We start from the raw sequence: 24,713 nt of genomic DNA on the forward strand, positions 1-24,713 counted from the left end.
CAAGTGCCTATTTTTCAAGGCGCTGTTTCGATGAAACAGTCAGAGCGAAAGTCTGAACGAGCACCTCATCAGCGACTCGTTTCGAAGTGGCGGACATTCTACTGATTCCAGCCTGTCCGTCAAGCGAAAGATTTTACCGAGTACTTAAAAAGTCTTTTCAAATCAATTGCTTTTACCACCTCTTACCGCTGGTGACGTTGTCTCGTCCCCGGCAGCGGATGCGTACTTTACGGATTTCGAAGGCACCCTGCAAGCGGTTTTTTCGGAAACTTCTGAAAGCCTCGAGCAACGAGTTGCGAGCACCGAGCAGTGCCCAAGTCCTGCTCGGTGCTCGACCCTATTTGACGCTGACCCGAGCGTAACGCTTCTTGCCCGCCTGGATAACGTAGCTCTTGCCGGTATCCAGCATCAGGTCTTTCTCTACAACCTCTCCATCTACTTTCACACGGCCATTACCCAGCATGTCCTTGGCCTGGGCACTGTTACTGGCTAAACCTGAACGGTTGAGCACAGCAGCAATAGGGGCTTGCTCTACACCTTCGAAATCAACCTCCACCTCAGGCAGGTCATCCGGCAGCTCGCCTTCTGCCAACTGGTTTCCTGCACTGCGATGTGCATTGGCCGCGGCTTCTTCACCGTGATAGCGGCCTATCAGCTCCCGCGCCAGTTCCATCTTGATATCACGCGGATTGTCACCACGCTCGATGCGTTCCTTGAGTTCAGCAATCTCTGCATTGTCCTTAAGGGACAGCAACTCAAAGTAGCGCCAGATCAGGGAATCAGGCATCGACACTAGTTTGTTGAACATCGCTCCAGGGGCTTCATCCACACCCACATAGTTGCCCAATGACTTGGACATCTTCTGTACGCCATCGAGACCTTCCAGAAGCGGCATGGTGATGACGACCTGCGGTTGCTGGTTAAAATGCTTTTGTACTTCGCGGCCCATCAGCAAGTTGAACTTCTGGTCGGTGCCGCCCAGTTCCACATCCGCTTCCAGCGCGACAGAGTCATATCCTTGCACCAGCGGATAGAGGAACTCGTGAATCGAAATGGATTGCCCACCCTTGTAGCGTTTCTCGAAGTCGTCACGTTCGAGCATTCTTGCCACGGTGCTCTGGGCTGCCAGCTCGATCATGTCCGCCGCACTCAGCTTGGAAAACCATTCGGCATTGAAGCGAACTTCGGTCTTGTCTGGGTCAAGGATCTTGAAAACTTGCTCCTTATAGGTCTGGGCGTTGGCCTTGACCTCATCTTCCGTCAGGGGCTTGCGTGTAACGTTCTTGCCTGTCGGGTCGCCGATACGCCCTGTGAAATCACCAATCAGGAAGATGACGGTATGCCCAAGGTCCTGAAACTGACGCATCTTGGTCAACAAGACACTATGCCCCAGATGCAGATCAGGAGCAGTTGGATCGAAGCCCGCCTTGATACGCAGCTTGCGCCCGGAAGCCAGCTTCTTCTCCAGCTCGTCTTCCAGAAGGATCTCATGGGTGCCGCGCTTGATCAGCGCAAGGGCATCAGCCACATCAGTCATTGGTGTCCACTCCTGAATGGGTTTGGCCTGCTCGATAGCTCCATGCGGCACCTGCATCGTGCAACATTCATGTCGCGCAAGAAGCTTGGCGGACCAGGGCATATAAAGAATGGCGGGGATGTTACCATGAACTTTTCCCTCCAGTTGAGACACGAGCCCCATGCAACGCTTCATTGGCCTAATGTCCGGAACCAGCCTGGACGGTATCGATGCTGCCCTGGTCAGCTTCGATGAACAGGGAACTCCACACCTGGAAGCCTCCTATGGAGAAGCAATACCAGAGGAGTTACGCAGTATCCTATGGCGTCTGTGCCATCAGGATGCCGTTGCCTTCGCTGACATCGCCATGGCGGAAGAGGGCTTTTGCCAATGCCAGGCCAAGGCCGTCATGGCACTGCTCGAACAACAACATCTGAGCACTAACGACATTGCTGCCATCGGCAGCCACGGCCAGACTATCGAGCATGCCCCATACGGCCATGCTGGAGGCCCCCCTTATACCTTGCAGCTGGATAATCCCAGCCGCTTGGCGGAGCTCACTGGCTGCCCTGTTGTCGCCGACTTTCGCCGCCGCGACCTGGCAGCTGGTGGCCAGGCCGCCCCCTTGGCACCGATTTTCCATGAAGCCGTTTTTCGCCACCCGCATCACTGGCGCCTGGTACTCAACTTAGGAGGCTTCGCCAACCTGACCTTGCTGCCCCCTCTTGGCGATGAGCGTGCACCACTAGGGTTCGATACCGGCCCAGCCAATGCTCTCCTGGATGCCTGGCACGAGCGCCACAATGGCGATGCCTTTGATGCCGACGGACGCTGGGCATCCAGTGGCCATATCAATGACACCCTGCTGATGCACATGCTCAACGATCCTTTCTTCCGCTTGCCACCACCGCGCAGTACCGGACGAGAGCTATTCCACCTCGGCTGGGTCGAGCAGCACTTGCAAGGCAACGAGCCTCCGGAAGATGTCCAGGCTACATTGGCCGAGCTGACCGCCGCCAGCATTGCCGAAGGCGTGGAAATGGCACGCGAGCGCCTTGGTGCACCTTCCGCCATGGAGCTGGTGCCTTGTGGTGGAGGTGCTCGAAACAGTGATCTGCTGCGTCGTTTGATGATCCGCCTGCCTAACACTACCTTGCTTGACGCTGATGTACTGGGTTGGCCAGCAGACTGGCTGGAAGCTGCCTGCTTTGCCTGGCTGGCCCGCCAACGCCTGCTTGAGCAACCCGGCAACCTGCCCTCCGTCACAGGTGCAGCAGGCCCCAGGATTTTGGGTGGTGTTTATGCGCGCTAGAACGTACTTCCTGATTTCACTCTCGGCTTTGCCGGGCACTAGGGCAGTTGGGTAATATCCACTTGTTTTCCATCAGTGTTGCGCCCACTTTTCTATATGTTGCGCGGCAACCACCATGGTAGTGAGACACCGCATCCATGACTGCAACCATTGCTGAATCCTTGTCCTCGGCCCGACAACGTCTGTCCCAGGCCTTGCAAGATGCTGGACGCAACGCTGACGATGCACTTTTGCTAGCCGTCAGCAAGACCAAACCAGCAGACATGCTGCGTGAGGCCTATGAACATGGCCAACGCAACTTCGGTGAGAACTACGTTCAGGAAGCCATCGACAAGCAACATCGCTTGAGTGACATCGACGACATCGTCTGGCACTTCATTGGACCTCTTCAGTCGAACAAGACCCGTGATGTCGCCAGCCACTTTGACTGGGTCCACAGTGTCGATCGTGAAAAGATTGCGAGACGGCTATCTGAACAACGTCCGGAGGAAATGGGGCCGCTCAATATCTGCCTGCAGGTGAATATCAGCAGCGAAGCTTCCAAGTCGGGCGTATCACTGGATGAGCTAGATGAGCTGGCCCGACAGGTCGCGGCATTGCCACGACTAAGGCTACGCGGCCTGATGGCAATTCCGGCGCCAGCCTCGGATCCTCGCCAACAGCGCGAGCCCTTTGCCCGTCTGCGTCAGGCCTTCGAGCATCTACGTGAACGGCTTCCCGATGCGCCTTTGGACACCTTGTCCATGGGCATGAGTGACGACATGGAGGCCGCTGTCCTTGAAGGAGCCACGGTAGTACGTCTGGGCACAGCTATCTTCGGTGCACGGGATTAACCCAAAGAACACACTATCTATTTGAATCAGCTGAAAACAATAGCTGCACATCATCACAGGAGCCTTGCATGGCCAGCAATGTGACCTTTATCGGCGCCGGCAACATGGCCAGCGCGATCTTCGGCGGCATGGTACAAAGCGGCTACCCCGCCTCCGCCATCACCGCAACCGCGACAAGCAAGGCGACTCTGGAGCCTCTGGCCAAGCAGCTCGGTATCAACACCACGACCGATAATCAAGCCGCTGTGGCAAAAGCCGATGTTGTAGTACTGTCAGTCAAGCCACAGATCATGCACACCGTATGTGCAGACTTGCGCGACGCAATCCAGGCACGCAAGCCGTTGATCATATCGATAGCAGCAGGCCTGACATCAGACACGCTGGAAAGCTGGCTGGGGGAGGAATTGGCTGTCATCCGCTGCATGCCCAACACTCCATCACTTGTCGGTGCAGGGGCTGCCGGGTTATATGCCAACACCCTCACCAATGCTGAGCAACGTGATCTGGCTACGGATCTGATGCAAAGTGTCGGCATCGTCGAATGGGTCGAGGAGGAGCACCTGCTTGATGCAGTAACCGCTGTGTCTGGCAGTGCCCCTGCATATTTCTTCCTGATGTTCGAGGCCATGGAAGAAGCTGCCACCAGACTCGGACTACCCGCAGCAAGCGCACGCCGCCTGGCCATGCAGACGGCCTTCGGAGCAGCATCCATGGCAATGAACAGCGACAAGAGCCCGGCTGAGCTCAAGCGTAATGTCATGTCGCCAGGTGGTACGACAGAGCGCGCAATTGATCATCTTGAGCATGCAGGCCTACGAGAAGCGCTGGATGGCGCCATGCAAGCCTGTGCAAAGCGCGCTCAGGAAATGGCCAGGGAACTGGCCAAATAGCGCTCTCTTGAGCAGGCTATGACATTGCCAACTTTCGCCTAGCAACAGAGCCCATACCTTACACATTACATGACGGAGGAGCCCATATGGGCAGTCAACTGGGAAGCGCCGGTATCTCGCTGATCAACACCCTCATCAACATCTATCTGCTCCTGCTGATGCTGCGCTTCCTGCTGCAGGCCTCACAGGCGGACTACTACAATCCGCTCAGCCAGTCACTGGTCAAGATCACACAACCCGTGGTGCGTCCCTTCCAGGGAGTTCTGGGTCCGGTGATGAAACGCTTCGACCTGGCCACTCTTGTTGCTGGCTTTCTGGTCAAGGTGATCAGCATTGTCATCCTGCTCAAGATGGCCGGTGCAGGAATGCCTCGCCTGGACGGCCTGGCTCTCGCAGGTGTTGCGGCCGTGCTTGGCACCATTCTAAAAATCTATTTCTTTGCCCTGATCGTGATGATCATCCTGAGCTGGGTCGCCCCTCGTGCCAACCACCCTGCGGCGGTACTGGTGATGCAACTGGTCGAGCCGATCATGGCCCCGGTGAGAAAAGTGATTCCACCACTGGGCATGCTCGACCTATCACCTATTGTGGTGTTTATCGGCATTAATTTGATCGATGGTATCGTGGTGGGACAGCTGGTACGTGCTGCTGGCCTCCCCGGCTTGCTGGTAGGGCTCTAAGCCCTGCCTCCCTGGCCTCTGATAATTTCAATTGAATCTCTACTGGACACGAAACGACTGATGCCCGAGCTACCTCGCGATTCGGTCGGACTGGTGACGCCGCAGACGGCGCACTTTGACGACCCTCTGCTTCTGGTATGCGGCAAGACGCTGCCATCCTATGACCTGGTCTATGAGACCTACGGTACGCTCAATGCCGAGCGCAGCAATGCCGTCTTGGTCTGTCATGCCCTCTCCGGCCACCATCATGCAGCCGGTTATCACAGTGAAACCGACCGCAAACCCGGCTGGTGGGATACCCATATAGGCCCAGGCAAGTCCATCGATACCAACCGTTTCTTTGTCGTATCGCTGAACAATCTCGGGGGCTGCCACGGCTCCACGGGCCCCTCCAGCACCAACCCTGAAACGGGGCGCCTGTGGGGGCCTGATTTCCCCCTGGTCACGGTCAGCGACTGGGTCAATAGTCAGGTCCGCCTGGCTGACCATCTTGGCATCGAACGCTTTGCGGCCATTGTCGGTGGCAGTCTGGGGGGTATGCAGGTACTACAGTGGACACTTTCCTACCCGGAGCGGCTGGCCAGCGCCGTTGTCATCGCTGCCACGCCTAAGCTGTCAGCACAGAACATTGCCTTCAACGAAGTCGCCCGTCAGGCCATTCGCTCAGACCGCGACTTCCATGATGGCTGGTATGGCGAGCATGACACCCTGCCAAGACATGGGCTCCGGCTGGCTCGCATGGTCGGACACATTACCTATCTGTCCGAAGACGCCATGGGGACAAAATTCGGACGCGAGTTGCGCTTTGACGATCTCAATTTCGGCTTCGACGTAGACTTCGAGGTAGAGTCCTATCTGCGTTACCAAGGGGATGCCTTCTCCACCTCGTTCGATGCAAACACGTACCTGCTGATGACAAAAGCACTGGACTACTTCGACCCCGCTGCAGCTTATCAAGGAGACCTGGCCAAAGCCGTCGCACCTGCTCAGTGTCCATTTCTAGTCGTCAGCTTCAGCACTGACTGGCGTTTCCCTCCGTCACGCTCCAAGGAGCTGGTCAACGCACTCATCCGTTCAGGCAAGTCCGTCAGCTACGCCAATATCGACTCACCCCATGGCCACGATGCCTTCCTGATGCCAGAGCCACGTTACCAGGACGTGTTCTCCAGCTTCATGACCCGCATTGCCGAACAACTTGGGCTGAAGCCTGCACAGACACAGGAGACCGCTCATGCGTTCTGATCTGAACGTGATCCACGAGTGGGTCCCGCAAGGCTCACGGGTACTTGACCTTGGCTGCGGCGATGGTACCTTGCTGCATGCCCTGGCACAGGATAAAAGCGTCACTGGCTATGGCCTCGAGATAGATCCCGACGGCATCACCTCCTGCATTGCCAAAGGTGTGAATGTCATCGAGCAGAACCTTGATGATGGCCTGGCCAACTTCGATGACAATTCCTGCGACCTCGTGATCATGACTCAGGCACTGCAAGCCCTACGACGCCCTGACCTGATGCTCGATGAAATGCTGCGCGTTGCCAGGGAATGCATCATCACCTTCCCCAATTTCGCCTACTGGCGTCACCGTGTGCATCTGGGGTTGCGTGGTTATATGCCGGTATCCAAGACATTGCCTCATGCCTGGTACGACACCCCCAACATCCACCTGTCGACCTTCAATGACTTCGAGGCACTGTGTCGTGACAAGGGGCTTGCCATCATTGATCGTGCAGTGGGCATCAAGGATCATGAAGGAAGACTGATGTCTCGCCTGTGGCCAAATCTTTTCGGAGAAATCGCTATCTTCCGAGTTTCAAGGCGGAATACTGACAGTGGCCAGTAATCAGGCCCAACCACTATCCTCAGCCGTCGTCTGCTCTCGACTGGGCGATGCACTGAACGCCTGTGCCCAGGGCTCAACGGAAGGCCTTGAGTCCCTGGCTCGCCAAAGCGTTCCCTGTCTGGTAGCCATTGCTGAACAGTTTCTCGATCATCATGACGAGATCGCAGACGTCGTCCACGATACTCTGGAGCTCGCCTGGCATAACATATGGCGCTTCAACGCTGCCAAGCACGGTCCCCAGCACTGGTTGATGCATATCTTCGGCTCCCGCCTCAACAGTCAACTGAAAGCCCCTCATACGCAGCCTGAAGACGATACATCGGCACTGCGTATCGATATCGACAGAGTCGATTTGCCTCCGCCAGTGCACATGAGCGAATCGTTATCGGCTGAGCGTCTGTGTACCATGGCCGAGCAGCTTCCCCCAGCCACCATCAGCGAACATCTGAGAACACGCCTGACCACGGCTCTGGAACTGCTCAGAAGCACACGCGACATGCCACTCACCCCTAACGGCGAGCCTGCAGACCCGCGCCTCTTCGACCCCATCCTGGCGCCACGCATGCGCCTGTCGCGCATAGCCAACCGTACCATGGGGGTTCTGGATGGTTATATAGGGAAACCGCTGGAACAAGGACTCTTGAGCCTGTGGTTGCATCAAGCCCCCGGCAATGCCTGGATCGAGAAACGGGGGCTGCCAAGGCATGCCATCGAAGAACGCTACAGCCGACAGCTGGACGTAAAGGTGGCTCCCAGAGAGCTACTGCGTCAGGTCAACTATCCCCTCTCGTTTCCCGATCGCAAGGTACGCCACCGGATAGGCAGTCGCTTGCTGTGGGAAGGCGACTGGGATGTGCCACTGAGCCATGCTCTTTCCAGCCGGCGGACACATTTCATTGCCGACATCTGGCACCACCGCCGTCACCCTGACCGCAGTCGCAGCTATCACTACCTGGCCGGACGTCTGGCACGCGGAAACCCCATCGCTTCTCATTCCGACGGTATCATGCTCGACCGCCCGGAGCGCATCCTGGCCTATCTACGGCGCTATCTGCTGTACATGGAGTCCATCATCTGCTTCGGTTTCGACAATACCTTGGGCAAGGACCCGCTGGGTGTCGCCGTGAATCGCCAGGGCGAGTTGATCAAGATCAACAAGGGATTGCACCGCCTGGCCATGGCTCAGGTCCTCGGCATACCCAATGTCACTCTCAAGGTCCGTGCCATCCACCGCCAATGGTGGCAGCACATCGCTGATGGAACCCAGGGTCAAGAAGCGCTAGACAGAGTGCTCTCGGCCCTGCCCTATTGCCAGCCCCTGAGAGACTGATCACCTGTCACGTCACTCTGACAGGTAGCGCTTGCCCTAGAGCAATCGCCCTGGGGTGCTCATCCCTACTGCGCTCGACCCTGATACCAAAGGCCATGATCTCGACACCTTGCTTCGCGACCCTCAGCAGGGTTTCCGCATAGGCCGGATCCAGGTGAGCGGCCGGTGCCACGTCGGGAATGGCCTCATGGGCAACAAGAAACAGCAGGACCGCACGATGCCCCAAGGCTGCAAGCGCGGCGAGCGTTTCAAGGTGCTTGCGCCCACGCTCACTGACGGCATCGGGGAAATAGCCATGGCCGTCCTGTTCCCGCAAAGTGACTTGCTTGACCTCGACAAAGCAGCTCCCCAGCCGGTCATCCTCCAGACGAAAATCGAGTCGCGCGCCTTCCACCTTGGCTTCACGCTTGAGTCGCGAGTAACCCGCCAGCGCATCGGGAACCTGCGGTCCTCTCAAGGCTTCCTCTACAATGCGGTTGGCTCGCCCAGTATGCACAGACGCCAGAGCCATGCCGCCCTCGGGCTGCTCAAGCTCGATCAATTCCCACGTCCATTTCAGCTTACGTTTGGGATCAGTGCTGGATGACAGCCATACCCGGCTACCTGGCATGTTTACCGCACGCATGGAACCCGTATTAGGGCAATGGGCAACCACCTCACGGCCATCATCCAGCCGGATATCGGCAAGAAAGCGCTTATAACGCTTGAGCAGCACACCGCAGTAGAGTTCAGGGTAATCCATGTGTGCTCTTCCCTCAGCGACCCTGGCGACTCAAGAAGCGCCCCAGACGGGTGACCGCTTCCTGCAAGCGTGGAACAGAGGTCGTGAAGGCGATTCTCACGTGGTGCTCACCTCCCTGCACAGCAAAATCCGTCCCCGGCGTGATGGCCACATTCTCTTCCTCCAGCAGGCGCATACAGAAGTCCTGGCTGTCATTGCTGAAGGCAGAAATATCCAGCCACAGGTAGAAGGCACCCTGAGGCGGCAAGGAGGGGGCCAACTGCAGCTGTGCCAATGCTTCCAGCAAGGCATCGCGGCGTGTTGCCAGCTCTTGGCGCCGCTGCTCCAGCAACGCTCGGCACTCCGGCGAGAAAGCAGCCAGGGCAGCATACTGGGCGGGGGTCGAAGCCGCCAGGAATACATTCTGCGCCAGGCGATTCAGTGGCTCCAACGCGTCTTCCGGGGCTACCAGCCAGCCCAGGCGCCACCCAGTCATGCCAAAGTACTTGGAAAAGCTGTTGACGATAAAGGCATGCTCACTGAGTGATGCAACCGACAATGGCGCCATTCCATAGTTGAGCCCTTGATAGATCTCATCTACCAGTAGATGCCCACCTCGTCCCTCGACCTCTCGGACTACGGCGGCAAGCTCGGTTCGCTGCAACACATGGCCTGTGGGGTTGGATGGCGACGCCAGCATGGCCAGGCGCGTCGTGTCACGCCAATATTCCGCAATCAGCCCAGCATTGAGCTGCCAGCTACTGGATGGCCCCACAGGCACCACATCGACTTCGGCACCCGCAAGGGCCATGAAATGGCGGTTGCATGGATAATTGGGATCAGCCATCAACACTCGATCACCCGGCCCCATCAACAACTGGCTCGCCAGCAGCAGAGCACCAGAAGCGCCTGGCGTGATGATGATGCGCTCAGGCGAAACCGTAGCAGCGAAATGTTCCCGATAGTGCTCTGCAATGGCTTCTCGCAGAGGCATGATCCCTGCAGCTGGTGTATAACGGGTACGCCCTTCTTCCAGCGCACGCTGTCCGGCCTCGATTACCTGGGGAGGAGTAGGAAAGTCCGGCTCACCAACTTCGAGGTGAATGACGTCGTGACCAGCAGCCTCACGCTGCTGGGCTATTTCAAGCAAATGCATCACACGAAACGGGGCCACCCGTTCCAGCCTGGCATTCCAGGACATGGGAATCTCCTAACAAACGAACGGCGCTATAAGGCTACGGCGAACTCCAGAGCATGACAGAGAGTCTAAGGATGCAATAAGCCAGTCGTCGAGGGGGGCAGCCCTCAAAGCGGTACTTTGTCGTTGCCGAAACAACACATAAAGATGGATATATGGCAAAACTAACCCTCTTAGGTGTTGCATTACGTCCAAATATTCGCTAAACAAGCTTCCCTTTGGCGTGAGATACCTTAGCCTAGCGTGGGTATTGATCAGCAGACACTAAAGTAAGAGGCAGTCCCATGCCAGTAGCAGAGAAAAAGCCGGAAGCGCCCAAGAAATTCACCCCGTATGAACCGGCGGCGGGTGAAGAGTACATGAACGAGAAGCAGCTTGAGCACTTCCGACAGATCCTGCTCGGCTGGAAACAGGAATTGATGGAGGAGGTTGATCGCACTGTTCGCCACCTCCAGGAAGAGGCGAACAACTACGCCGATCCTGCCGACCGAGCCACTCAGGAGGAAGGCTTCAGCCTCGAACTGCGCACACGCGATCGTGAGCGCAAGCTGCTGAAGAAGATCAACGAAACCCTCGAGAAGATCGATGAGGACGATTACGGCTTCTGCGAAGCCTGTGGCGTAGAAATTGGTATTCGTCGTCTTGAAGCTCGCCCCACCGCCACCTTGTGCGTGGACTGCAAGACGTTGGCCGAGCTGAAAGAGAAGCAGTTGGGTGGCTGAAAAGGAACCCACTTTGTTGCTTAGACCACGGGCACCCAAAAGGTGCCCGTTCGCGTATTTGGTAGCGCCCGCTGAAATGGCTATGGAACCGTCCCGGAACCGACGCTCATGGCTGAAACGCTGATACTCCCCGAAAAACCCCACGGCCGTTTTGCTCCAACCCCGACGGGCCCTCTGCATGCAGGTTCACTGCTGGCCGCTGTTGCCAGCTATCTGGATGCGCGACACAGTGGTGGCCGCTGGTCCGTGCGTATTGAAGACATTGATCCACCACGCTGCCCTCCCGGAGCCGATGCCACCATCCTGCAGCAGCTTGAAACCTATGGCCTGTACTGGGACGGCGAAGTGAGCTACCAGCATGACCGTGGCGAAGCTTATACTAATGCTCTGGAAGTGCTGATAGAGCAGGGCCTGGCCTACCCATGCAGTTGCTCCCGCAAGGAGTGGCGCCAGCATGCGGTCTATCCGGGATGGTGTCGGGAAGGCGTTTGTCGCCCGGATGCTCCCAAGGCATGGCGTCTGCGTACTGACCGTTGCATGCACCCTGTGAGCTGGCATGACCGGGTCTACGGTCACCAGACGTTCCACCCCGAGCTCCTCGGCGATGTCGTCATCAAGCGCAAGGATAGCCTCTGGGCCTATCAGATCGCTGTGGTAGTGGATGATGCAGAACAGGGCATTACCGATGTAGTACGTGGCGCAGACCTGCTTGACAACACCCCATGGCAGATTCAGCTGCAACAGGCCCTTGGCCTGCCAACACCATGTTATCTGCATCTGCCATTGGTGATGGGCGATGATGGCCAGAAACTCTCGAAGCAGAACCTGGCCCAGCCGCTCCCCCATGAACCAGACCAGGTTCGCTCCTTGCTGCACCATACGCTACGAGCCCTTGGACAGAACCCTGTTCCTGAATTGGCCCATGCCACCGTAGATGAACAACTGGCAGAAGCCCTTGCCCACTGGAACCCTGGCGCTATTCGTCCTGGAGCTATTCGCCCCGGAGAAGTTCACGCATAAGCGCCTCTCCTCATCGCCCATCCTGTCGAGGTAGGCACCTCCCTCCTTTGGTTCATACGACCATGGTGCAAGTGTCTGTAATCACAAATACAGGCATTGTAGGCCCTGCACGCTAGCTCCCTCTGTTGTGCACCGGTTGAGAACATCATCCCTGACGGGTGCGCTATTTTGGGTAGCAAGAGATGACACTAATGCCTCGGCAGCTTTCCTACTACCAAACATAAATAGGTAAGCTGCTGTTAAAGAAGAAAAAAATCAAAGTAGGCACGAGATCTGCAAAGTCTGGGTAAGAACAAGAATCCGGCGATCGAGCGTCATAAGAGAGCAGCCAACAAAAACAATGCTGCCAACGCCGATCAGATCCGCCGAACAATAACAACGCTTCCTCGAGAAGCAGGCGGAATGGGCATTTCGCATCGCGAACCAACAATAACAACAAGGTTCAGCAAGGCGATCTGTTTTCGCCCTAACAATAACAACAAGGCGAAGTCCGGCATGCCCACCGGAACCAGGACGCGACGCACCAGAAACGACATGCAACAAGAACAATATGTCGTCAGAGTGCAACTCCCGGCAACAATGCCAATAATCCGGGAGGAGGCATGATCTTCATGCCGTCGTGGTTGGATTATTGTTTTGAATACGAGACGGTCGCCCCCAGGAGCGCCAAACAAAGATAACAGCATGCGAACCTGACCTCACCTTGGTGACTGTGGTGCGTATTCAAGGCGATGCGCCATCACGAAGAAGAATCAGCAGCAGGGATGCTGCATCCTGCTTTGATGGGGGAGGCCATAGGCCTCCCCTTTCTTCTGTTCGGTTTTGTCTCTCTAACGCTCCCCAATGACCAGGCCTTCTGGGTATACAGGGCTCGGTCAGCCATGCAAGACCACCCCATCAAGCACGACGATAATCTGGCCTTGCCTTTGCAAGGGGGGTAGCGTCCGCTAAACTCTCATTTTTCTTGTTCCGCGAGTCGAAATCGCCGCATGATCAAAGGATTTGCCCGCTTTTTGCAAAGTCCAGGAGAGCACCTACGCTCCCTGTTCGGCGCCTCGGAGGCCGCCGGAGGCCCATCAACACCTCGCGTCATTCCTCGCGATGAGCACCCAGTGTCTCGCCGCCAGTTCAGCGAGGCGGCCCTCAAGGTGTTGTATCGCCTGCATAATGCCGGCTTTGAGGCCTTCCTGGTTGGTGGCTGCCTGCGCGACTCCCTGCTGGGTCTGAATCCCAAGGATTTCGATGTTGCCACCGACGCCACTCCGGAAGAAGTCAAGCAGCTGTTCCGCAACTCTCGGATCATTGGCCGCCGTTTCCGTATCGTTCACGTGCGTTTCGGCCGTGAAGTCATTGAGGTAACAACCTTCCGAGGCAAGCCCAATGACGACCACGGCGAACATATCGCCTCCCAATCCGATGCAGGCCTCCTCTTGCGTGACAATGTGTGGGGCAATATCGAAGAGGACGCACTACGTCGCGATTTCACCGTCAATGCCCTTTACTACAGCATCGCAGACTTCTCCATCCATGATTTTGCAGGTGGCCTGTCGGATATCGAGTCACGCACTCTGCGCTTGATTGGCGATCCAGCGACCCGCTATCGCGAAGACCCCGTACGCATGCTGCGAGCCATGCGTTTCGCCGCCAAGCTCGACTTCCACATGGCGCCTGAAACCGAGGCCCCCATTCGTGAAATGGCGCCACTGCTGCTGCAAATCCCCCCTGCGCGCCTGTTTGATGAAGTACTCAAGCTGTTCCTTTCTGGCGAAGGCCTGAAGACTTTCCGCTTGCTGCGTGAATACCACTTGTTCGCCATGCTGTTCCCGGAAGCCGACGAGTGCATCAATGAGCATCACTGGGCCGAAGTTCTGATCGAGCAGGCACTTGGAAGTACCGATCGACGTATTCGCGATGATCGACCGGTGACGCCAGCGTTCCTGCTGGCAGCCTTCATGTGGGGGCCTGTCCAAATCCGTCAGGCACAGCTCGAAGCCGACGGCATGCCCCCAGTGCCGGCGCTCCAGACAGCAGCCCAGCAGGTTATCAGCCGCGAGTTGCAACACGTGTCCATTCCCAAGCGATTCAGTATGCCGATGCGCGATATCTGGGACTTGCAGCAGCGCTTGCCCCTGCGTCGCGGCAAGCGTGCATTCCAGACACGAGAGCACCCGCGGTTCCGTGCTGCTTATGACTTTTTGCTACTACGAGAGACCGCCGGGGAAATGCCTCCAGGATTGGGCGCTTGGTGGACGGCCTTCCAGGAGGCAGATGAACACGAACAACGGCGCCTGTTGCATAGTGTCGGCACAGACCCAGCCAGTAGCCCGACTCGTCCACGCAAGCGCCGTCGCCGGCGGCGTCCTCGTTCCAATACTTCAAACTCGCCATCAGAATCATGAGTGAATCACTGGCCTGGATCGGCATCGGCAGTAACCTTGATTCCCCCCATGAGCAGGTCCAATGTGCCCTGGAGGAACTTGATCGACTTCCCCTGACACAGCGGGTCGCGGCTTCACGACGCTATATCAGCCGCCCGATCGGCCCTCAGGACCAGCCTGATTTTGTCAATGCCGTAGCCGCACTGCGTACCCGTTTGACGCCACTGGCACTGCTCGACCAGCTACAGGCACTGGAACAACGCCATCGTCGCGTACGCAAGCAGCATTGGGGGCCTCGCACCCTGGACCTCGACCTGCTGATGGTCGACAACCAACAATACTCGCACCCCCGCTTGCTGCTGCCACACCCGGAAATGACCAAGCGAGCTTTCGTCATCCTGCCCTTGGCAGAGATTGCACCAGACGACTTCACACTGCCCGATGGCCGCCGACTGGCGACGCTGGTAGAGCAGTTGGCCAGGGAATTGGCCGATGATGATTTGCGCCCGATATCGGCTTGAAGCCGTGCAATAGCCCGTTATTGATACGGATCGGATATGCACTATCGACACACTAACCTTCATCGGTAACAATCCGCGGTGACTCCGATGGCGAGGTCAGGTTCTGCCAGCATCTCGTCCCACCGCCAACACGAGAACATGCCATGACTTCCGTCACCCTGAGCTCACTGAAAGCGCGCAAGCGCGCGGGTGAAGCATTCAGTTGCCTGACAGCCTACGACGCCTCCTTCGCTGCTATTGCCGACAAGGCCGGCATTGACGTGCTACTGGTCGGGGACTCCCTGGGAATGGTACTGCAAGGGCATGCCAGCACATTGCCGGTGACCATGGATGATATTCTCTACCACACTCGCTGTGTCGCCCGTGGCAAGAGCAATAGTCTGCTGATGGTCGACCTTCCCTTCATGGGCAACCCGAGCCGAGAAAGACTGCTGGAAAATGCCGCTGACCTGATGCGTGCCGGTGCCGAGATCATCAAGGTGGAAGGTGAGGGCTGGATGGCTGATGATATTCATGAGCTGACCCGGCGAGGTGTTCCTGTCTGTGCCCATCTTGGCCTGACGCCCCAGTCCGTGCACCAGCTTGGAGGCTACAAGGTTCAGGGCCGGGAAACAGACGCCGCCCAGCGCATCATCGACGATGCCAAGCTTCTGGTTGAGGCCGGCGCCTCCATCATTTTGCTCGAATGCGTACCAGCAAGCCTCGGCCGTGCTGTCACGGAAGCCCTGGAGGTGCCAGTCATCGGTATTGGCGCAGGTCCAGATACTGACGGCCAGATCCTGGTGATGCATGACATTCTCGGCATCTCACATGGCCGTATGCCGCGCTTCTCCAAGAACTTCCTGGAGGGTAATGCAAGCATCGAGGCTGCTTTCCGCCATTATCATGAAGATGTTCTGGCACGCCGCTTCCCTGCCCCTGAGCATTGCTTTTAAAAGCCTGAATTTTTAAGGCTTTGAATTTCAAAAGTTTTTAACTTCCAAAGCTTCGAACAAAAACTTTGTATAGAACAAGAGCTTTGAAAACGAATTCCTCAAGCTGGATCCCCGGCTTCCTGGCTCCAAGCAGAGATACCATCATGCGTTCTTTCGACGACATCACCGCCCTGCGCGAGGCTTTGGCAGTCCATCGCCGTTCGGGTAAACGCATCGGCCTGGTGCCGACCATGGGTAACCTCCACCAGGGGCATCTGGCGTTGGTAGAGAAAGCCCGAGCCACCAGCGATGTTGTAGTCACTTCCATATTCGTCAACCCGCTGCAGTTCGGCCCCAGCGAAGACCTGGACAACTACCCCCGGACACTGGAAGCAGACAAGGCCAAACTCCAGGCTGCCGGCTGTGACATCGTGTTCACCCCTACGCCACAGTCCATGTACCCTCACGGCATGGACAACCAGACCCTGGTCAAGGTATCAGAAGTCAGCGAAGGGTTATGTGGCGGATCACGCCCGGGGCATTTCGATGGCGTTTCCACCGTCGTCAGTATGCTGTTCCATATCGTTCAACCAGATGTAGCTTGCTTCGGCGAGAAGGACTATCAGCAGTTGGCCGTTATCCAGCGCATGGTCCGCGACCTGCACCTGCCTATCGAAGTCATCGGAGTCCCCACCGTCCGCGAACCTTCGGGACTGGCCATGTCCTCACGCAACGGGTATCTCAGCGAGACTGAGCGCAATACTGCTGCTGGCCTGCAACGAACACTGGGTGAGATCCGCGATGCCCTGGAGAACGGCGCCAGCATCGAGGAGAGCCTTTCCCAAGGCATCGAAAGTCTGCGGCGCCAAGGCTTCGAGCCTGACTATCTGGAACTGCGCGCCAAAGACCTCAGCAGCGTGACCGAGAACACTCGTGAGGTCATCCTGTTGGCGGCCGCACGACTGGGCTCCACACGCCTGATTGATAATTTGTCCCTGACCCTGCCGCGCAATTGAGGAATCGCCATGCATACCATCATGCTCAAAGCCAAGCTGCACATGGCCCGTGTCACCCACGCTGTACTCAACTACGAAGGCTCATGTGCCATCGATGGCGAGCTGCTGGACCTGTCCGGCATTCGTGAAAATGAACAGATCCAGATCTACAACGTGGAAAATGGTCAACGCTTCACCACCTATGCCATCCGTGCAGAGGAAGGCTCCAAGGTCATCTCCGTGAACGGTGCCGCAGCACATCTGGCCAGCGAAGGTCAGCGTGTCATCATCTGTTCCTACGCACACTACAGCGAGGCCGAGCTGGAAAATCACAAGCCATCCCTGGTCTATCTGCAGGAAGGCAACGAGATCAGTCATACCAGCAACGCCATTCCTGTACAGTTGGCTTGAGGGGACATCATGGCATCACTGCGAGACCAGCTGGGTGGGCTGGTCTACTCTACCGAGCATGGCGATATCTGCCCCACATGCCGACAACCGAGAACAGCCTGCCGATGTGCTGAACAGGCGGATGAACAGCGCCTGGCAGAACTCGATGGTATTGTGCGAATTCGCCGGGAAACCAGTGGCCGCAAGGGCAAGGGCGTGACGACGGTCAGCGGCGTGCCCCTTGCCGAAAAGGAGCTCAAGGCGCTCGCCAAACAGCTGAAACAACGTTGTGGTACTGGGGGAGCTCTCAAGGATGGCGTGATAGAGATCCAGGGAGATCACCGCCAGGTACTGAAAGCCGAGCTGGAGAAACAGGGATTTACGGTAAAGCTCGCCGGAGGCTAGGAATATGCCAGGGCATGCAGCACTTCGGCCGCTGGAGCCTCGACTTTCAGCGTGAACAGCTCATCCCCCCGGGTACGCCCAAGATTCAGGCAGGCAACAGGGCGCTGCTCTCTGACACAGGCCTGCACAAAGCGAAAGCCGGAATAAACCATCAGCGATGACCCGATCACCAGCAGGGCATCGCTGTCCTCCAGCAAGGTATAGGCACTCTCCACCACTCGAGTGGGTACATTGTCGCCGAAAAACACCACATCAGGTTTCCAGATACCCTTACCGCAATAGTCACAGTCCGGCACTTCGAAGGAAGAGAAATCCGTCTCCAGATCAGCATCGCCATCTGGGGCGGCCAAGTCCGCACGAGCAGCATCCAGCCACCGGGGATTTCGCCTGGCCAGTTCTCCATGCAGAGCATGACGCATCTGGCGCGCCCCACAGCTCATGCATACGACAAGGTCAGCACGCCCATGCAGATCGATCACGCGGCGGGAACCTGCACGTTGATGCAGGCCATCGACATTCTGGGTAATCACCCCAGCCACCTTGCCCTGTCGCTCCAGTTCCGCCACCGCATGATGTGCCAGGTTGGGGGTTGCCTCGTTAAGCACTCGAAAACCGATCAGAGCTCGCGCCCAATAGCGCTGACGCGCGGCATGGCTGGTCATGAAGGTACGGTGCTGTACTGGAGGTGAGCGTTTCCAGTCACCACTCGCATCGCGATAATCTGGTATACCACTCGCTGTACTGATACCTGCACCGCTCAACACTGCTACCCGAGCATGTCGAGAAAAGAAGGCTTCCAACGCCGGTATACCCGCCAGGGATGGATTGGCGGCATGCCTTGACATCTCATTCACCAGAAAACTCCTCCATGACGGGACCGGCAAGCGAATTTGCCGTAGCTGCGCGGGCCTTCGGTTGTCTACAATGGTCGCTATTCTTCTGCAAGGAAAAGGACAATCCATGACCTGGGTGTATTATCTGCTGCCGCTGATCTTCCTTTTCCCGCTTGCCGCCGCAGCGGTGGTGGTGGTAGCGCTGCGCAGCCTGCATGATGCCCGGGTTCACTCCCCCTTCGATGCTCACCCGCTGCGAGAACCTGGCCAGAGCCTGCGAGACCGTCTCGACAAGGCTTTCTCCATACTGTTTCTCAATGCTTCTCTGGGTCCGATAATCACCCTGGCACCATTGGTCTATGGCATGGGGCGCATGCTGTTCTCCCGCCAGCAGAACTGGGTTGAGTGGGCACTCTACGGCGCGCTGTGCACTGTACTGGCCATCTTTGTCAGCCTGCGTCTGATTCGCGACTATCAACGCATCCGTCGTCTCAAGCTGGGTCTGGCATGTGAGCTGGCAGTAGGCCAGGAACTGGATCACCTGATTCATCCCGAAGCACACCCCTACTACGTATTCCATGACGTGCCTGCCGACACCTTCCTTATCGACCATGTGGCCGTCACACCTCATGGTGTCTTCGTCATCGAGGTCAGGGCCCGCACACCGGCCATGACACCCGATGGTACGATCCGCAATCATGTTACCGTCGAGCATGAGCGCCTGCGCTTTCCGGGCTGGAATGAACGCAAGCCACAACACAAGGCACGCCAGGCGACACGCTGGGTGGCATCCTGGCTGAACCGTGAACTCGGCCAACCGGTGCCAGTACATGGCATCCTCGTATTACCGGGCTGGAAGATCCGTCATGAAGCCCGCAGTGCAGACCTGGAAGTCCTCAGTGGAGAAGGCCTTGCTGCACACATCGATGCCATCCGCACCGGCGACATCCAGCAGGATGTGCATGATCGCATCATCAATGCGCTGCATCAGCGCACCCTGAGTGCCCAGAATCCAGCCTTGGCCCCCAGCATATAAGTCGCCCCGTCTGGAAGTCACTCTCCCCTCAGGCGCCCTCCCATCTCCTGGGCCAGGTCCACGGCATAGTGGTCGGTCATGCCTCCAATGAAGTCCAGCATGCGCCGGTAACTGGTATACAGTGACCAGGACTGGCGTGGCGTGTTTTCTCCTATCAGTGCCAACACACGTTGATGCTTGAAACTGGAACGCCCTGTGTAATGCAGTTCATGGGCCGCACCAATGAAGGCTTCAAGCAGGATGCCTAGCGTGGTGTAAGCGCCAATCTCCAGCTTGGCCTTGCGGGTATTACAGAAGATGCGTTTGCGTGCCAGTTCCTTGGCCAGCTTGACTCCCCAGTCCAAGTCCGGATGACACAGTTCCAGCAGGTCGTCACGCAGAGACCCCGCCAGCAGCTCGCTCTCATGGGCGACAAATACACGACCGACATCGGTAACGGCCCTTTCCATGGCGGCGCCGCGCAAGGCTGCGATACGCCGCCGCTGAGAAACACCGTCCCGCTTCATGTCGGCGTAGTCGACAGGCTCGCCTCCCGCAATCTGGGTCAGAATCTCAGCCACCTCATCGAAGCCAAGGATGTCCATTTCCACCCCATCCTCGAGATCGAGCAGGGCATAACAGATATCGTCAGCGGCCTCGACCAGCCAAGCCAGCGGGTGCCGGCACCAGCGATGCACTCCCTGAGCAATCAGGCCAAGGTGATCAGCCACTTGCGTCAACAGCGGCAACTCACTCTGATAGCAGCCGAACTTGCCGGCCTGGCCACCATGAGTAACAGTCCAGGGGTACTTCAGCAATGTTCCCAACGTGGCAGCCGTCAGTCGCATGCCACCACGGAACTGGTTGTATTCAACCTGAGTGACGATGCGGAACCCCTGAGCATTGCCTTCATAGGTCAGCAGATCCTGACGCTCCAGGTCCGAGAGCCCATCCAGCAAACCACTCCCGGAGTTCTCGGCACTCTTGAACCAGTCACGAATGGCATATTCACCGGCATGACCAAAAGGTGGATTACCAATGTCATGCCCCAGGCAAGCCGCCTGAACGATCACGCCCAGGTCCGCCGGGGTGATCCATTCAGGTAAACGATCACGCAGCAGTTCGCCCACGCTCATGCCCAGGGAACGGCCGACACATCCCACCTCCAAGGAATGCGTCAGACGAGTATGGATATGATCGTTGTCAGTCAATGGATGTACCTGAGTCTTGCGCCCCAGACGACGGAAGGAACCAGCAAAGACAATACGATCATGATCCTTGTGGAAAGGACTGCGCCCCACTTCATCTCGAGTGGCGCCACGTGGATCATGCAGGCGGATGGGATCGAGCAACCGCTCCCAGGTCATGGACTTCATGGGCACTCCTCCTTGAGTACATCATTCTGGCACCGAGATCTGTCTCTGACCATGTTCACCCTCTCTCATTCATTCGCCCCTTTCACCTGTACTCATTCACATCAACCTGTCTGGACATGCCGCTTTCTTCCTGGAGCAACCGCACCAACGAACAGCAGCTCCAACCGAACCGACACAGCTACCCCATCAGGCGGATTGCACGGGAATCCCCCGGCACTTGATTGATCCACAACAGCTTTTATCGCCATTCGGCGATTTATTGTCGGGTCTTCTCGGCCACTCTATTCAGAAGCCCGCACCTGCGTCATTCGCGGACAGCTCCTGTCTTCGGTCGCCTACTACCGTTCCTGTATAGGTCAAGCAGCATGCGATCCTCCACCCCCTACGCCCCCTCTGGAGCGGACAAAGGCTTCTTTGGCCATCCTCGAGCCCTTGGCCCGCTGTTCTTCACTGAAATGTGGGAACGTTTCTCGTTCTATGGCGTGCGCCCCATGCTGGTGCTGTTCATGGCCGCCCCGCTACTGAGTGGAGGTCTGGGCTTCGATGCAAAGACCGCCGCCGCCATTGTCGGCATCTACGGCGGGGCCGTATACCTGGCGGCGCTGCCCGGCGGCTGGCTGGCCGACAACTGGCTCGGCCAGCGCCGCGCCGTGTGGTACGGCTCCATCCTGATTGCCCTGGGCCACCTGTCCATTGCCAGTTCCGCCTTGGTGGGCCCGGTTACCTTCTTTGTCGGCTTGATTCTGATTGTCATGGGCACCGGGTTGTTCAAGACCTGTATCTCCGTCATGGTCGGTAGTCTCTATGACGAAGACGATGCACGCCGTGACGGCGGTTTCGCCATCTTCTACATGGGCATCAATCTCGGCAGCCTGGTCGCGCCGTTATTGACCGGCTGGTTGATGGAAACCCGCGGTTGGCACTGGGGCTTCGCCACCGGCGGAACCGGCATGCTGGTGGCACTGATCCTGTTTCGCCTGTGGGCCGTACCCGCCATGCGCCGTGCTGACGCCGCTCGAGAGCGTCCCTCGAGCTGGGATGCGCCTGCCGTCAAACGCCGCCATGTCGGCAAGTTCGTACTCGCAGCGGTCGCCCTGGTGGCTGCGATGGTGATTCTGGTCGCCACGGGTATCGTGCGTATCAATCCTCGCGCTGTGGCCGAGGCCATGACCAGCGTGCTGATCCTCTGTTCATTGGTATTCTTTGTCTACCTGCTGTTCTTCTCCGGCCTCGATGGCAAGGAGCGCAAACGGGTCGCCGTGTGCCTGATACTGGTGGTCGCCGGTGCCTGCTTCTGGGCCGCCTTCGAACAGCAACCCACCTCGTACAACCTGTTCGCCGCCCAGTACACTGACCGCAGCGCCTTCGACCGGGAGATCCCGACCCTGTGGTTCCAGTCGCTGAACCCGATCTTCATCGTGTTGCTCGGCCCGCTGTTCGGCTGGCTGTGGCCAGCGCTGGGCAGGCGACGTCTCGAACCCGGCAGCCCAGTCAAGTTCGTGCTGGGCCTGCTGCTGGCTGCCATTGGTTTCGGCATCATGGTGCTGGCAGCACGTCAGGTCATTTCCAGTAATGGCTTGGTCTCGCCGCTGTGGATCGTCGGCAGCATGCTGCTGCTGACACTGGGCGAGCTGTGCCTGTCACCGGTAGGACTGTCGACCATGTCCGGCCTGTCTCCGCAGCGTACTCAAGGCCAGTTGATGGGGCTGTGGTTTACCGGTGCGGCGCTGGGGAACCTGGTGGCAGGATTGATCGGAGGCCACGTCAACCCCGAGGAATTGCAGCAGATGCCCGAGTTGTTCGCCCGCTCGGCCATCGCTCTGGTGATCTTCGCCATGATCCTGCTGTTGCTCGCTCCGGTGTTCAAGCGCATGCTGAGGCACAATCGTATAATCGACCCTCGCGCCTCCGCTGAAGGCGGCGCTGAAGCCACTATCCGACCTGGAGTTTGAAGCATGTCATCTGCCACTACCCCAGTAGCCGCCAGTCGTCTTGCTGCCCTGCGTGAAGCGATGCAACGCCATGGCATTGATGCCTGGTGGTTACCTTCCAGTGACCCTCACCATAGTGAGTATCTGCCCGAGCACTGGGCAGGCCGGGCCTGGCTATCTGGCTTCGATGGATCCGTGGGCACACTGGTGGTAACGCAGGATGACGCCGGCCTTTGGGTCGATAGTCGCTACTTCGTCCAGGCCGAGGAGCAACTGGAAGGCTCCGGCATCCGCATGATGAAGCTGGTCCAGGGGCAGGCTTCTGCGCCTATCGAATGGCTGGCCGAAAAGCTGCCACAAGGCGCTATTCTGGGCTACGACGCCCAGGTCGTGTCGTTGGCTCATGCCCGCCAGATGGATGAAATCCTCGGTGCTGCCGGCATCCAGCAACGTGGCGGCCTCGATCTACTCGACGACATCTGGTCCGACCGCCCCGAACTTCCGAGCGCACCGATCCGCGCCCATGCACCACAGTATCTGGACGAGTCACGTGCCCAGCGGCTGGCCGGTGTACGCGAGGCCATGGCCGAGCATGGCGCTGACTGGCATTTGGTCTCGACCCTTGATGACATCGCCTGGCTGTTGCAGCTGCGCGGTGCCGATGTGGACTTCAATCCGGTGTTCCTCGCTCACCTGCAGGTCGGCCACGACAGTGCCACCCTGTTTGTCGCCCCCGGCAAGCTCGACAGCGAGCTGAGCGCAAACCTGGCCAACGATGGTATTCAGATCAGCGACTACAGCGACTGGTCCAACGCCCTGGCCGCACTGCCGACCAGCCAGACCACGCTGATCGATCCAGCCCGCCTGTCTCTGGGGACCCGCCAGGCGTTGCCCAAGGACATGAACGTGGTGGAGGCTTTCCAGCCCAGTACCTTGGCCAAGGGCGTGAAAACCGATCACGAACTGGGCTGGGTACGCAAGACCATGGAGCTCGATGGCGCCGCTCTGTGTCGCTTCTTCGCCTGGCTGGACAAGGCACTTGCCACAGGGGAACGAATCACCGAGCTGACCATTGATGAACGCCTGCGTGAACAGCGCCAGCGTGCCGAGACGTTTGTCTGTGAAAGCTTCAGCACCATTGCCGCCTTCAATGCCAACGGCGCTCTGCCGCACTACCACGCCACCGAGGAAGCACATTCGGTGATCGAGGGAGATGGCCTGCTGCTGATCGACTCCGGTGGTCAGTATCACGGCGGTACCACCGACATCACGCGCATGGTGCCCGTGGGTCAGGTCTCCGAGGCTCAGCGCGAGGACTGCACTCTGGTCCTCAAGGGCATGATCGCCCTGTCACGCGCACGCTTCCCGCTGGGCATCGCCGCGCCACGGCTTGATGCCATCGCCCGCGCGCCGCTGTGGGCCACTGGTCGCGACTATGGCCACGGTACCGGTCATGGTGTCGGTTATTTCCTGAATGTTCATGAAGGCCCACAGGTGATCAGCTCGGGCGCACCCACCGCCGCCCATACCGCCATGCAGCCGGGCATGATCACCTCCAACGAACCGGGCGTATATCGTCCTGGAAAGTGGGGAGTACGGATCGAAAACCTGGTCGCCAACCGTCCGGCACCGGAAAGCGAGTTCGGCGACTTCCTCGAGTTCGAGACACTGACACTGTGCCCCATTGATACCCGTTGTCTGAACCTCGAACTGCTGGGTAGCGACGAGATCCAATGGCTCAACACCTATCACGCCGAGGTTCGTGAGCGCCTGACGCCCCATCTCGACGGCGAGGCCTTGGCATGGCTGAACGAGCGCACCGAAGCCGTAAGCCGTAAGCCGTAAGCCGTAAGCCGTAAGCCGTAAGCCGTAAGCCGTAAGCCGTAAGCC

23 protein-coding genes are annotated in these 24,713 nt (G+C 58.0%); 18 read left to right on the top strand and 5 right to left on the bottom strand.

Going from position 1 to position 24,713, the window contains the following annotated elements; all coding sequences use genetic code 11:
* Positions 1-337: 337 nt before the first annotated feature.
* Positions 338-1,537: a tyrosine--tRNA ligase gene (gene tyrS, locus Q1K07_RS20505; RefSeq protein ID WP_300315568.1), complete on the bottom strand. Its 1,200-nt coding sequence runs from the start codon at positions 1,535-1,537 to the stop codon at positions 338-340.
* A 160-nt stretch (positions 1,538-1,697) separates the two neighbouring features.
* Here tyrS and Q1K07_RS20510 point away from each other — a divergent pair, with 160 nt between their 5' ends.
* From Q1K07_RS20510 to Q1K07_RS20540, 7 genes are all read left to right on the top strand, one after another.
* Positions 1,698-2,828, top strand: coding sequence for an anhydro-N-acetylmuramic acid kinase (locus Q1K07_RS20510; protein WP_300315570.1), 1,131 nt, complete (start codon positions 1,698-1,700; stop codon positions 2,826-2,828).
* 137 nt (positions 2,829-2,965) lie between these two features.
* Positions 2,966-3,661, top strand: coding sequence for a YggS family pyridoxal phosphate-dependent enzyme (locus Q1K07_RS20515; RefSeq protein ID WP_300315573.1), 696 nt, complete (start codon positions 2,966-2,968; stop codon positions 3,659-3,661).
* A gap of 68 nt (positions 3,662-3,729) precedes the next feature.
* Positions 3,730-4,551 carry a pyrroline-5-carboxylate reductase gene (gene proC / locus Q1K07_RS20520; protein ID WP_300315576.1) on the top strand — a complete coding sequence of 274 codons (822 nt, stop codon included), beginning with the start codon at positions 3,730-3,732 and terminating at the stop codon, positions 4,549-4,551.
* Between the two features lie 86 nt (positions 4,552-4,637).
* On the top strand, positions 4,638-5,231 hold the full coding sequence (locus Q1K07_RS20525; protein ID WP_300315579.1) for a YggT family protein: 594 nt from the start codon (positions 4,638-4,640) through the stop codon (positions 5,229-5,231).
* Positions 5,232-5,291: 60 nt separating this feature from the next.
* Positions 5,292-6,473 carry a homoserine O-acetyltransferase gene (locus Q1K07_RS20530; protein WP_300315582.1) on the top strand — a complete coding sequence of 394 codons (1,182 nt, stop codon included), beginning with the start codon at positions 5,292-5,294 and terminating at the stop codon, positions 6,471-6,473.
* On the top strand, positions 6,463-7,074 hold the full coding sequence (metW, locus tag Q1K07_RS20535; RefSeq protein WP_300315585.1) for a methionine biosynthesis protein MetW: 612 nt from the start codon (positions 6,463-6,465) through the stop codon (positions 7,072-7,074). The genes Q1K07_RS20530 and metW overlap by 11 nt, the downstream gene beginning before the upstream one ends.
* Entirely contained in the window at positions 7,064-8,404 is a 1,341-nt protein-coding gene (locus Q1K07_RS20540; RefSeq protein ID WP_300315587.1) for a hypothetical protein, read from the top strand. Before metW ends, Q1K07_RS20540 begins: the two co-directional genes overlap by 11 nt.
* Before the next feature lie 7 nt (positions 8,405-8,411).
* Here the strand turns inward: Q1K07_RS20540 and sfsA are convergent, their stop codons facing one another.
* Entirely contained in the window at positions 8,412-9,146 is a 735-nt protein-coding gene (gene sfsA, locus Q1K07_RS20545) for a DNA/RNA nuclease SfsA (RefSeq protein ID WP_300315590.1), read from the bottom strand.
* Between the two features lie 13 nt (positions 9,147-9,159).
* Complete coding sequence (locus Q1K07_RS20550; RefSeq protein WP_300315592.1) at positions 9,160-10,326, bottom strand: aminotransferase class I/II-fold pyridoxal phosphate-dependent enzyme; 1,167 nt, start codon at positions 10,324-10,326, stop codon at positions 9,160-9,162.
* Positions 10,327-10,607: 281 nt separating this feature from the next.
* Here Q1K07_RS20550 and dksA point away from each other — a divergent pair, with 281 nt between their 5' ends.
* The 8 genes from dksA (at position 10,608) to Q1K07_RS20590 (ending at position 17,668) form a co-directional block, all read left to right on the top strand.
* On the top strand, positions 10,608-11,045 hold the full coding sequence (gene dksA, locus Q1K07_RS20555; protein ID WP_149286675.1) for an RNA polymerase-binding protein DksA: 438 nt from the start codon (positions 10,608-10,610) through the stop codon (positions 11,043-11,045).
* 108 nt (positions 11,046-11,153) lie between these two features.
* Positions 11,154-12,065: a tRNA glutamyl-Q(34) synthetase GluQRS gene (gene gluQRS / locus Q1K07_RS20560; protein WP_300315596.1), complete on the top strand. Its 912-nt coding sequence runs from the start codon at positions 11,154-11,156 to the stop codon at positions 12,063-12,065.
* A gap of 989 nt (positions 12,066-13,054) precedes the next feature.
* Entirely contained in the window at positions 13,055-14,464 is a 1,410-nt protein-coding gene (pcnB, locus tag Q1K07_RS20565; protein WP_300315598.1) for a polynucleotide adenylyltransferase PcnB, read from the top strand.
* Positions 14,461-14,964, top strand: coding sequence for a 2-amino-4-hydroxy-6-hydroxymethyldihydropteridine diphosphokinase (gene folK / locus Q1K07_RS20570; protein WP_300315601.1), 504 nt, complete (start codon positions 14,461-14,463; stop codon positions 14,962-14,964). Before pcnB ends, folK begins: the two co-directional genes overlap by 4 nt.
* 143 nt (positions 14,965-15,107) lie before the next feature.
* Positions 15,108-15,899 (top strand): 3-methyl-2-oxobutanoate hydroxymethyltransferase, encoded by a 792-nt coding sequence (gene panB, locus Q1K07_RS20575; protein WP_300315603.1) that lies wholly within the window; start codon positions 15,108-15,110, stop codon positions 15,897-15,899.
* Between the two features lie 143 nt (positions 15,900-16,042).
* Positions 16,043-16,894, top strand: a complete 852-nt coding sequence (gene panC / locus Q1K07_RS20580; RefSeq protein ID WP_300315606.1) for a pantoate--beta-alanine ligase — start codon at positions 16,043-16,045, stop codon at positions 16,892-16,894.
* 9 nt (positions 16,895-16,903) lie between these two features.
* Positions 16,904-17,284, top strand: a complete 381-nt coding sequence (gene panD, locus Q1K07_RS20585) for an aspartate 1-decarboxylase (RefSeq protein WP_300315609.1) — start codon at positions 16,904-16,906, stop codon at positions 17,282-17,284.
* A gap of 9 nt (positions 17,285-17,293) precedes the next feature.
* Entirely contained in the window at positions 17,294-17,668 is a 375-nt protein-coding gene (locus Q1K07_RS20590) for a translation initiation factor Sui1 (protein ID WP_300315612.1), read from the top strand.
* Here Q1K07_RS20590 and Q1K07_RS20595 read toward each other — a convergent pair.
* Complete coding sequence (locus Q1K07_RS20595; protein ID WP_300315615.1) at positions 17,665-18,513, bottom strand: NAD-dependent protein deacetylase; 849 nt, start codon at positions 18,511-18,513, stop codon at positions 17,665-17,667. The genes Q1K07_RS20590 and Q1K07_RS20595 overlap by 4 nt on opposite strands.
* A 115-nt stretch (positions 18,514-18,628) precedes the next feature.
* Here Q1K07_RS20595 and Q1K07_RS20600 point away from each other — a divergent pair, with 115 nt between their 5' ends.
* Positions 18,629-19,537: a nuclease-related domain-containing protein gene (locus tag Q1K07_RS20600; RefSeq protein WP_300315618.1), complete on the top strand. Its 909-nt coding sequence runs from the start codon at positions 18,629-18,631 to the stop codon at positions 19,535-19,537.
* Positions 19,538-19,554: 17 nt separating this feature from the next.
* Here Q1K07_RS20600 and Q1K07_RS20605 read toward each other — a convergent pair whose 3' ends face one another.
* Positions 19,555-20,892, bottom strand: a complete 1,338-nt coding sequence (locus Q1K07_RS20605) for a deoxyguanosinetriphosphate triphosphohydrolase (RefSeq protein WP_300315621.1) — start codon at positions 20,890-20,892, stop codon at positions 19,555-19,557.
* Positions 20,893-21,257: 365 nt separating this feature from the next.
* Here Q1K07_RS20605 and Q1K07_RS20610 point away from each other — a divergent pair, with 365 nt between their 5' ends.
* Positions 21,258-22,844 carry a peptide MFS transporter gene (locus Q1K07_RS20610; RefSeq protein WP_300315623.1) on the top strand — a complete coding sequence of 529 codons (1,587 nt, stop codon included), beginning with the start codon at positions 21,258-21,260 and terminating at the stop codon, positions 22,842-22,844.
* A gap of 3 nt (positions 22,845-22,847) precedes the next feature.
* Positions 22,848-24,668 carry an aminopeptidase P family protein gene (locus Q1K07_RS20615; RefSeq protein ID WP_300315626.1) on the top strand — a complete coding sequence of 607 codons (1,821 nt, stop codon included), beginning with the start codon at positions 22,848-22,850 and terminating at the stop codon, positions 24,666-24,668.
* The last annotated feature ends 45 nt before the right edge of the window (positions 24,669-24,713 follow it).

Source organism: Halomonas sp. (assembly GCF_029263665.1).
Classification (GTDB): Bacteria; Pseudomonadota; Gammaproteobacteria; order Pseudomonadales; family Halomonadaceae; genus Halomonas.

Bases quoted from the DNA above. Each gene is read 5' to 3' on its own strand.
- tyrS (WP_300315568.1), bottom strand. From the start codon at position 1,537: ATGACTGATGTGGCTGATGCCCTTGCGCTGATCAAGCGCGGCACCCAT.
- Q1K07_RS20510 (WP_300315570.1), top strand. From the start codon at position 1,698: ATGCAACGCTTCATTGGCCTAATGTCCGGAACCAGCCTGGACGGTATC.
- Q1K07_RS20515 (WP_300315573.1), top strand. From the start codon at position 2,966: ATGACTGCAACCATTGCTGAATCCTTGTCCTCGGCCCGACAACGTCTG.
- proC (WP_300315576.1), top strand. From the start codon at position 3,730: ATGGCCAGCAATGTGACCTTTATCGGCGCCGGCAACATGGCCAGCGCG.
- Q1K07_RS20525 (WP_300315579.1), top strand. From the start codon at position 4,638: ATGGGCAGTCAACTGGGAAGCGCCGGTATCTCGCTGATCAACACCCTC.
- Q1K07_RS20530 (WP_300315582.1), top strand. From the start codon at position 5,292: ATGCCCGAGCTACCTCGCGATTCGGTCGGACTGGTGACGCCGCAGACG.
- metW (WP_300315585.1), top strand. From the start codon at position 6,463: ATGCGTTCTGATCTGAACGTGATCCACGAGTGGGTCCCGCAAGGCTCA.
- sfsA (WP_300315590.1), bottom strand. From the start codon at position 9,146: ATGGATTACCCTGAACTCTACTGCGGTGTGCTGCTCAAGCGTTATAAG.
- Q1K07_RS20550 (WP_300315592.1), bottom strand. From the start codon at position 10,326: ATGTCCTGGAATGCCAGGCTGGAACGGGTGGCCCCGTTTCGTGTGATG.
- dksA (WP_149286675.1), top strand. From the start codon at position 10,608: ATGCCAGTAGCAGAGAAAAAGCCGGAAGCGCCCAAGAAATTCACCCCG.
- gluQRS (WP_300315596.1), top strand. From the start codon at position 11,154: ATGGCTGAAACGCTGATACTCCCCGAAAAACCCCACGGCCGTTTTGCT.
- pcnB (WP_300315598.1), top strand. From the start codon at position 13,055: ATGATCAAAGGATTTGCCCGCTTTTTGCAAAGTCCAGGAGAGCACCTA.
- folK (WP_300315601.1), top strand. From the start codon at position 14,461: ATGAGTGAATCACTGGCCTGGATCGGCATCGGCAGTAACCTTGATTCC.
- panB (WP_300315603.1), top strand. From the start codon at position 15,108: ATGACTTCCGTCACCCTGAGCTCACTGAAAGCGCGCAAGCGCGCGGGT.
- panC (WP_300315606.1), top strand. From the start codon at position 16,043: ATGCGTTCTTTCGACGACATCACCGCCCTGCGCGAGGCTTTGGCAGTC.
- panD (WP_300315609.1), top strand. From the start codon at position 16,904: ATGCATACCATCATGCTCAAAGCCAAGCTGCACATGGCCCGTGTCACC.
- Q1K07_RS20590 (WP_300315612.1), top strand. From the start codon at position 17,294: ATGGCATCACTGCGAGACCAGCTGGGTGGGCTGGTCTACTCTACCGAG.
- Q1K07_RS20595 (WP_300315615.1), bottom strand. From the start codon at position 18,513: ATGTCAAGGCATGCCGCCAATCCATCCCTGGCGGGTATACCGGCGTTG.
- Q1K07_RS20600 (WP_300315618.1), top strand. From the start codon at position 18,629: ATGACCTGGGTGTATTATCTGCTGCCGCTGATCTTCCTTTTCCCGCTT.
- Q1K07_RS20605 (WP_300315621.1), bottom strand. From the start codon at position 20,892: ATGAAGTCCATGACCTGGGAGCGGTTGCTCGATCCCATCCGCCTGCAT.
- Q1K07_RS20610 (WP_300315623.1), top strand. From the start codon at position 21,258: ATGCGATCCTCCACCCCCTACGCCCCCTCTGGAGCGGACAAAGGCTTC.
- Q1K07_RS20615 (WP_300315626.1), top strand. From the start codon at position 22,848: ATGTCATCTGCCACTACCCCAGTAGCCGCCAGTCGTCTTGCTGCCCTG.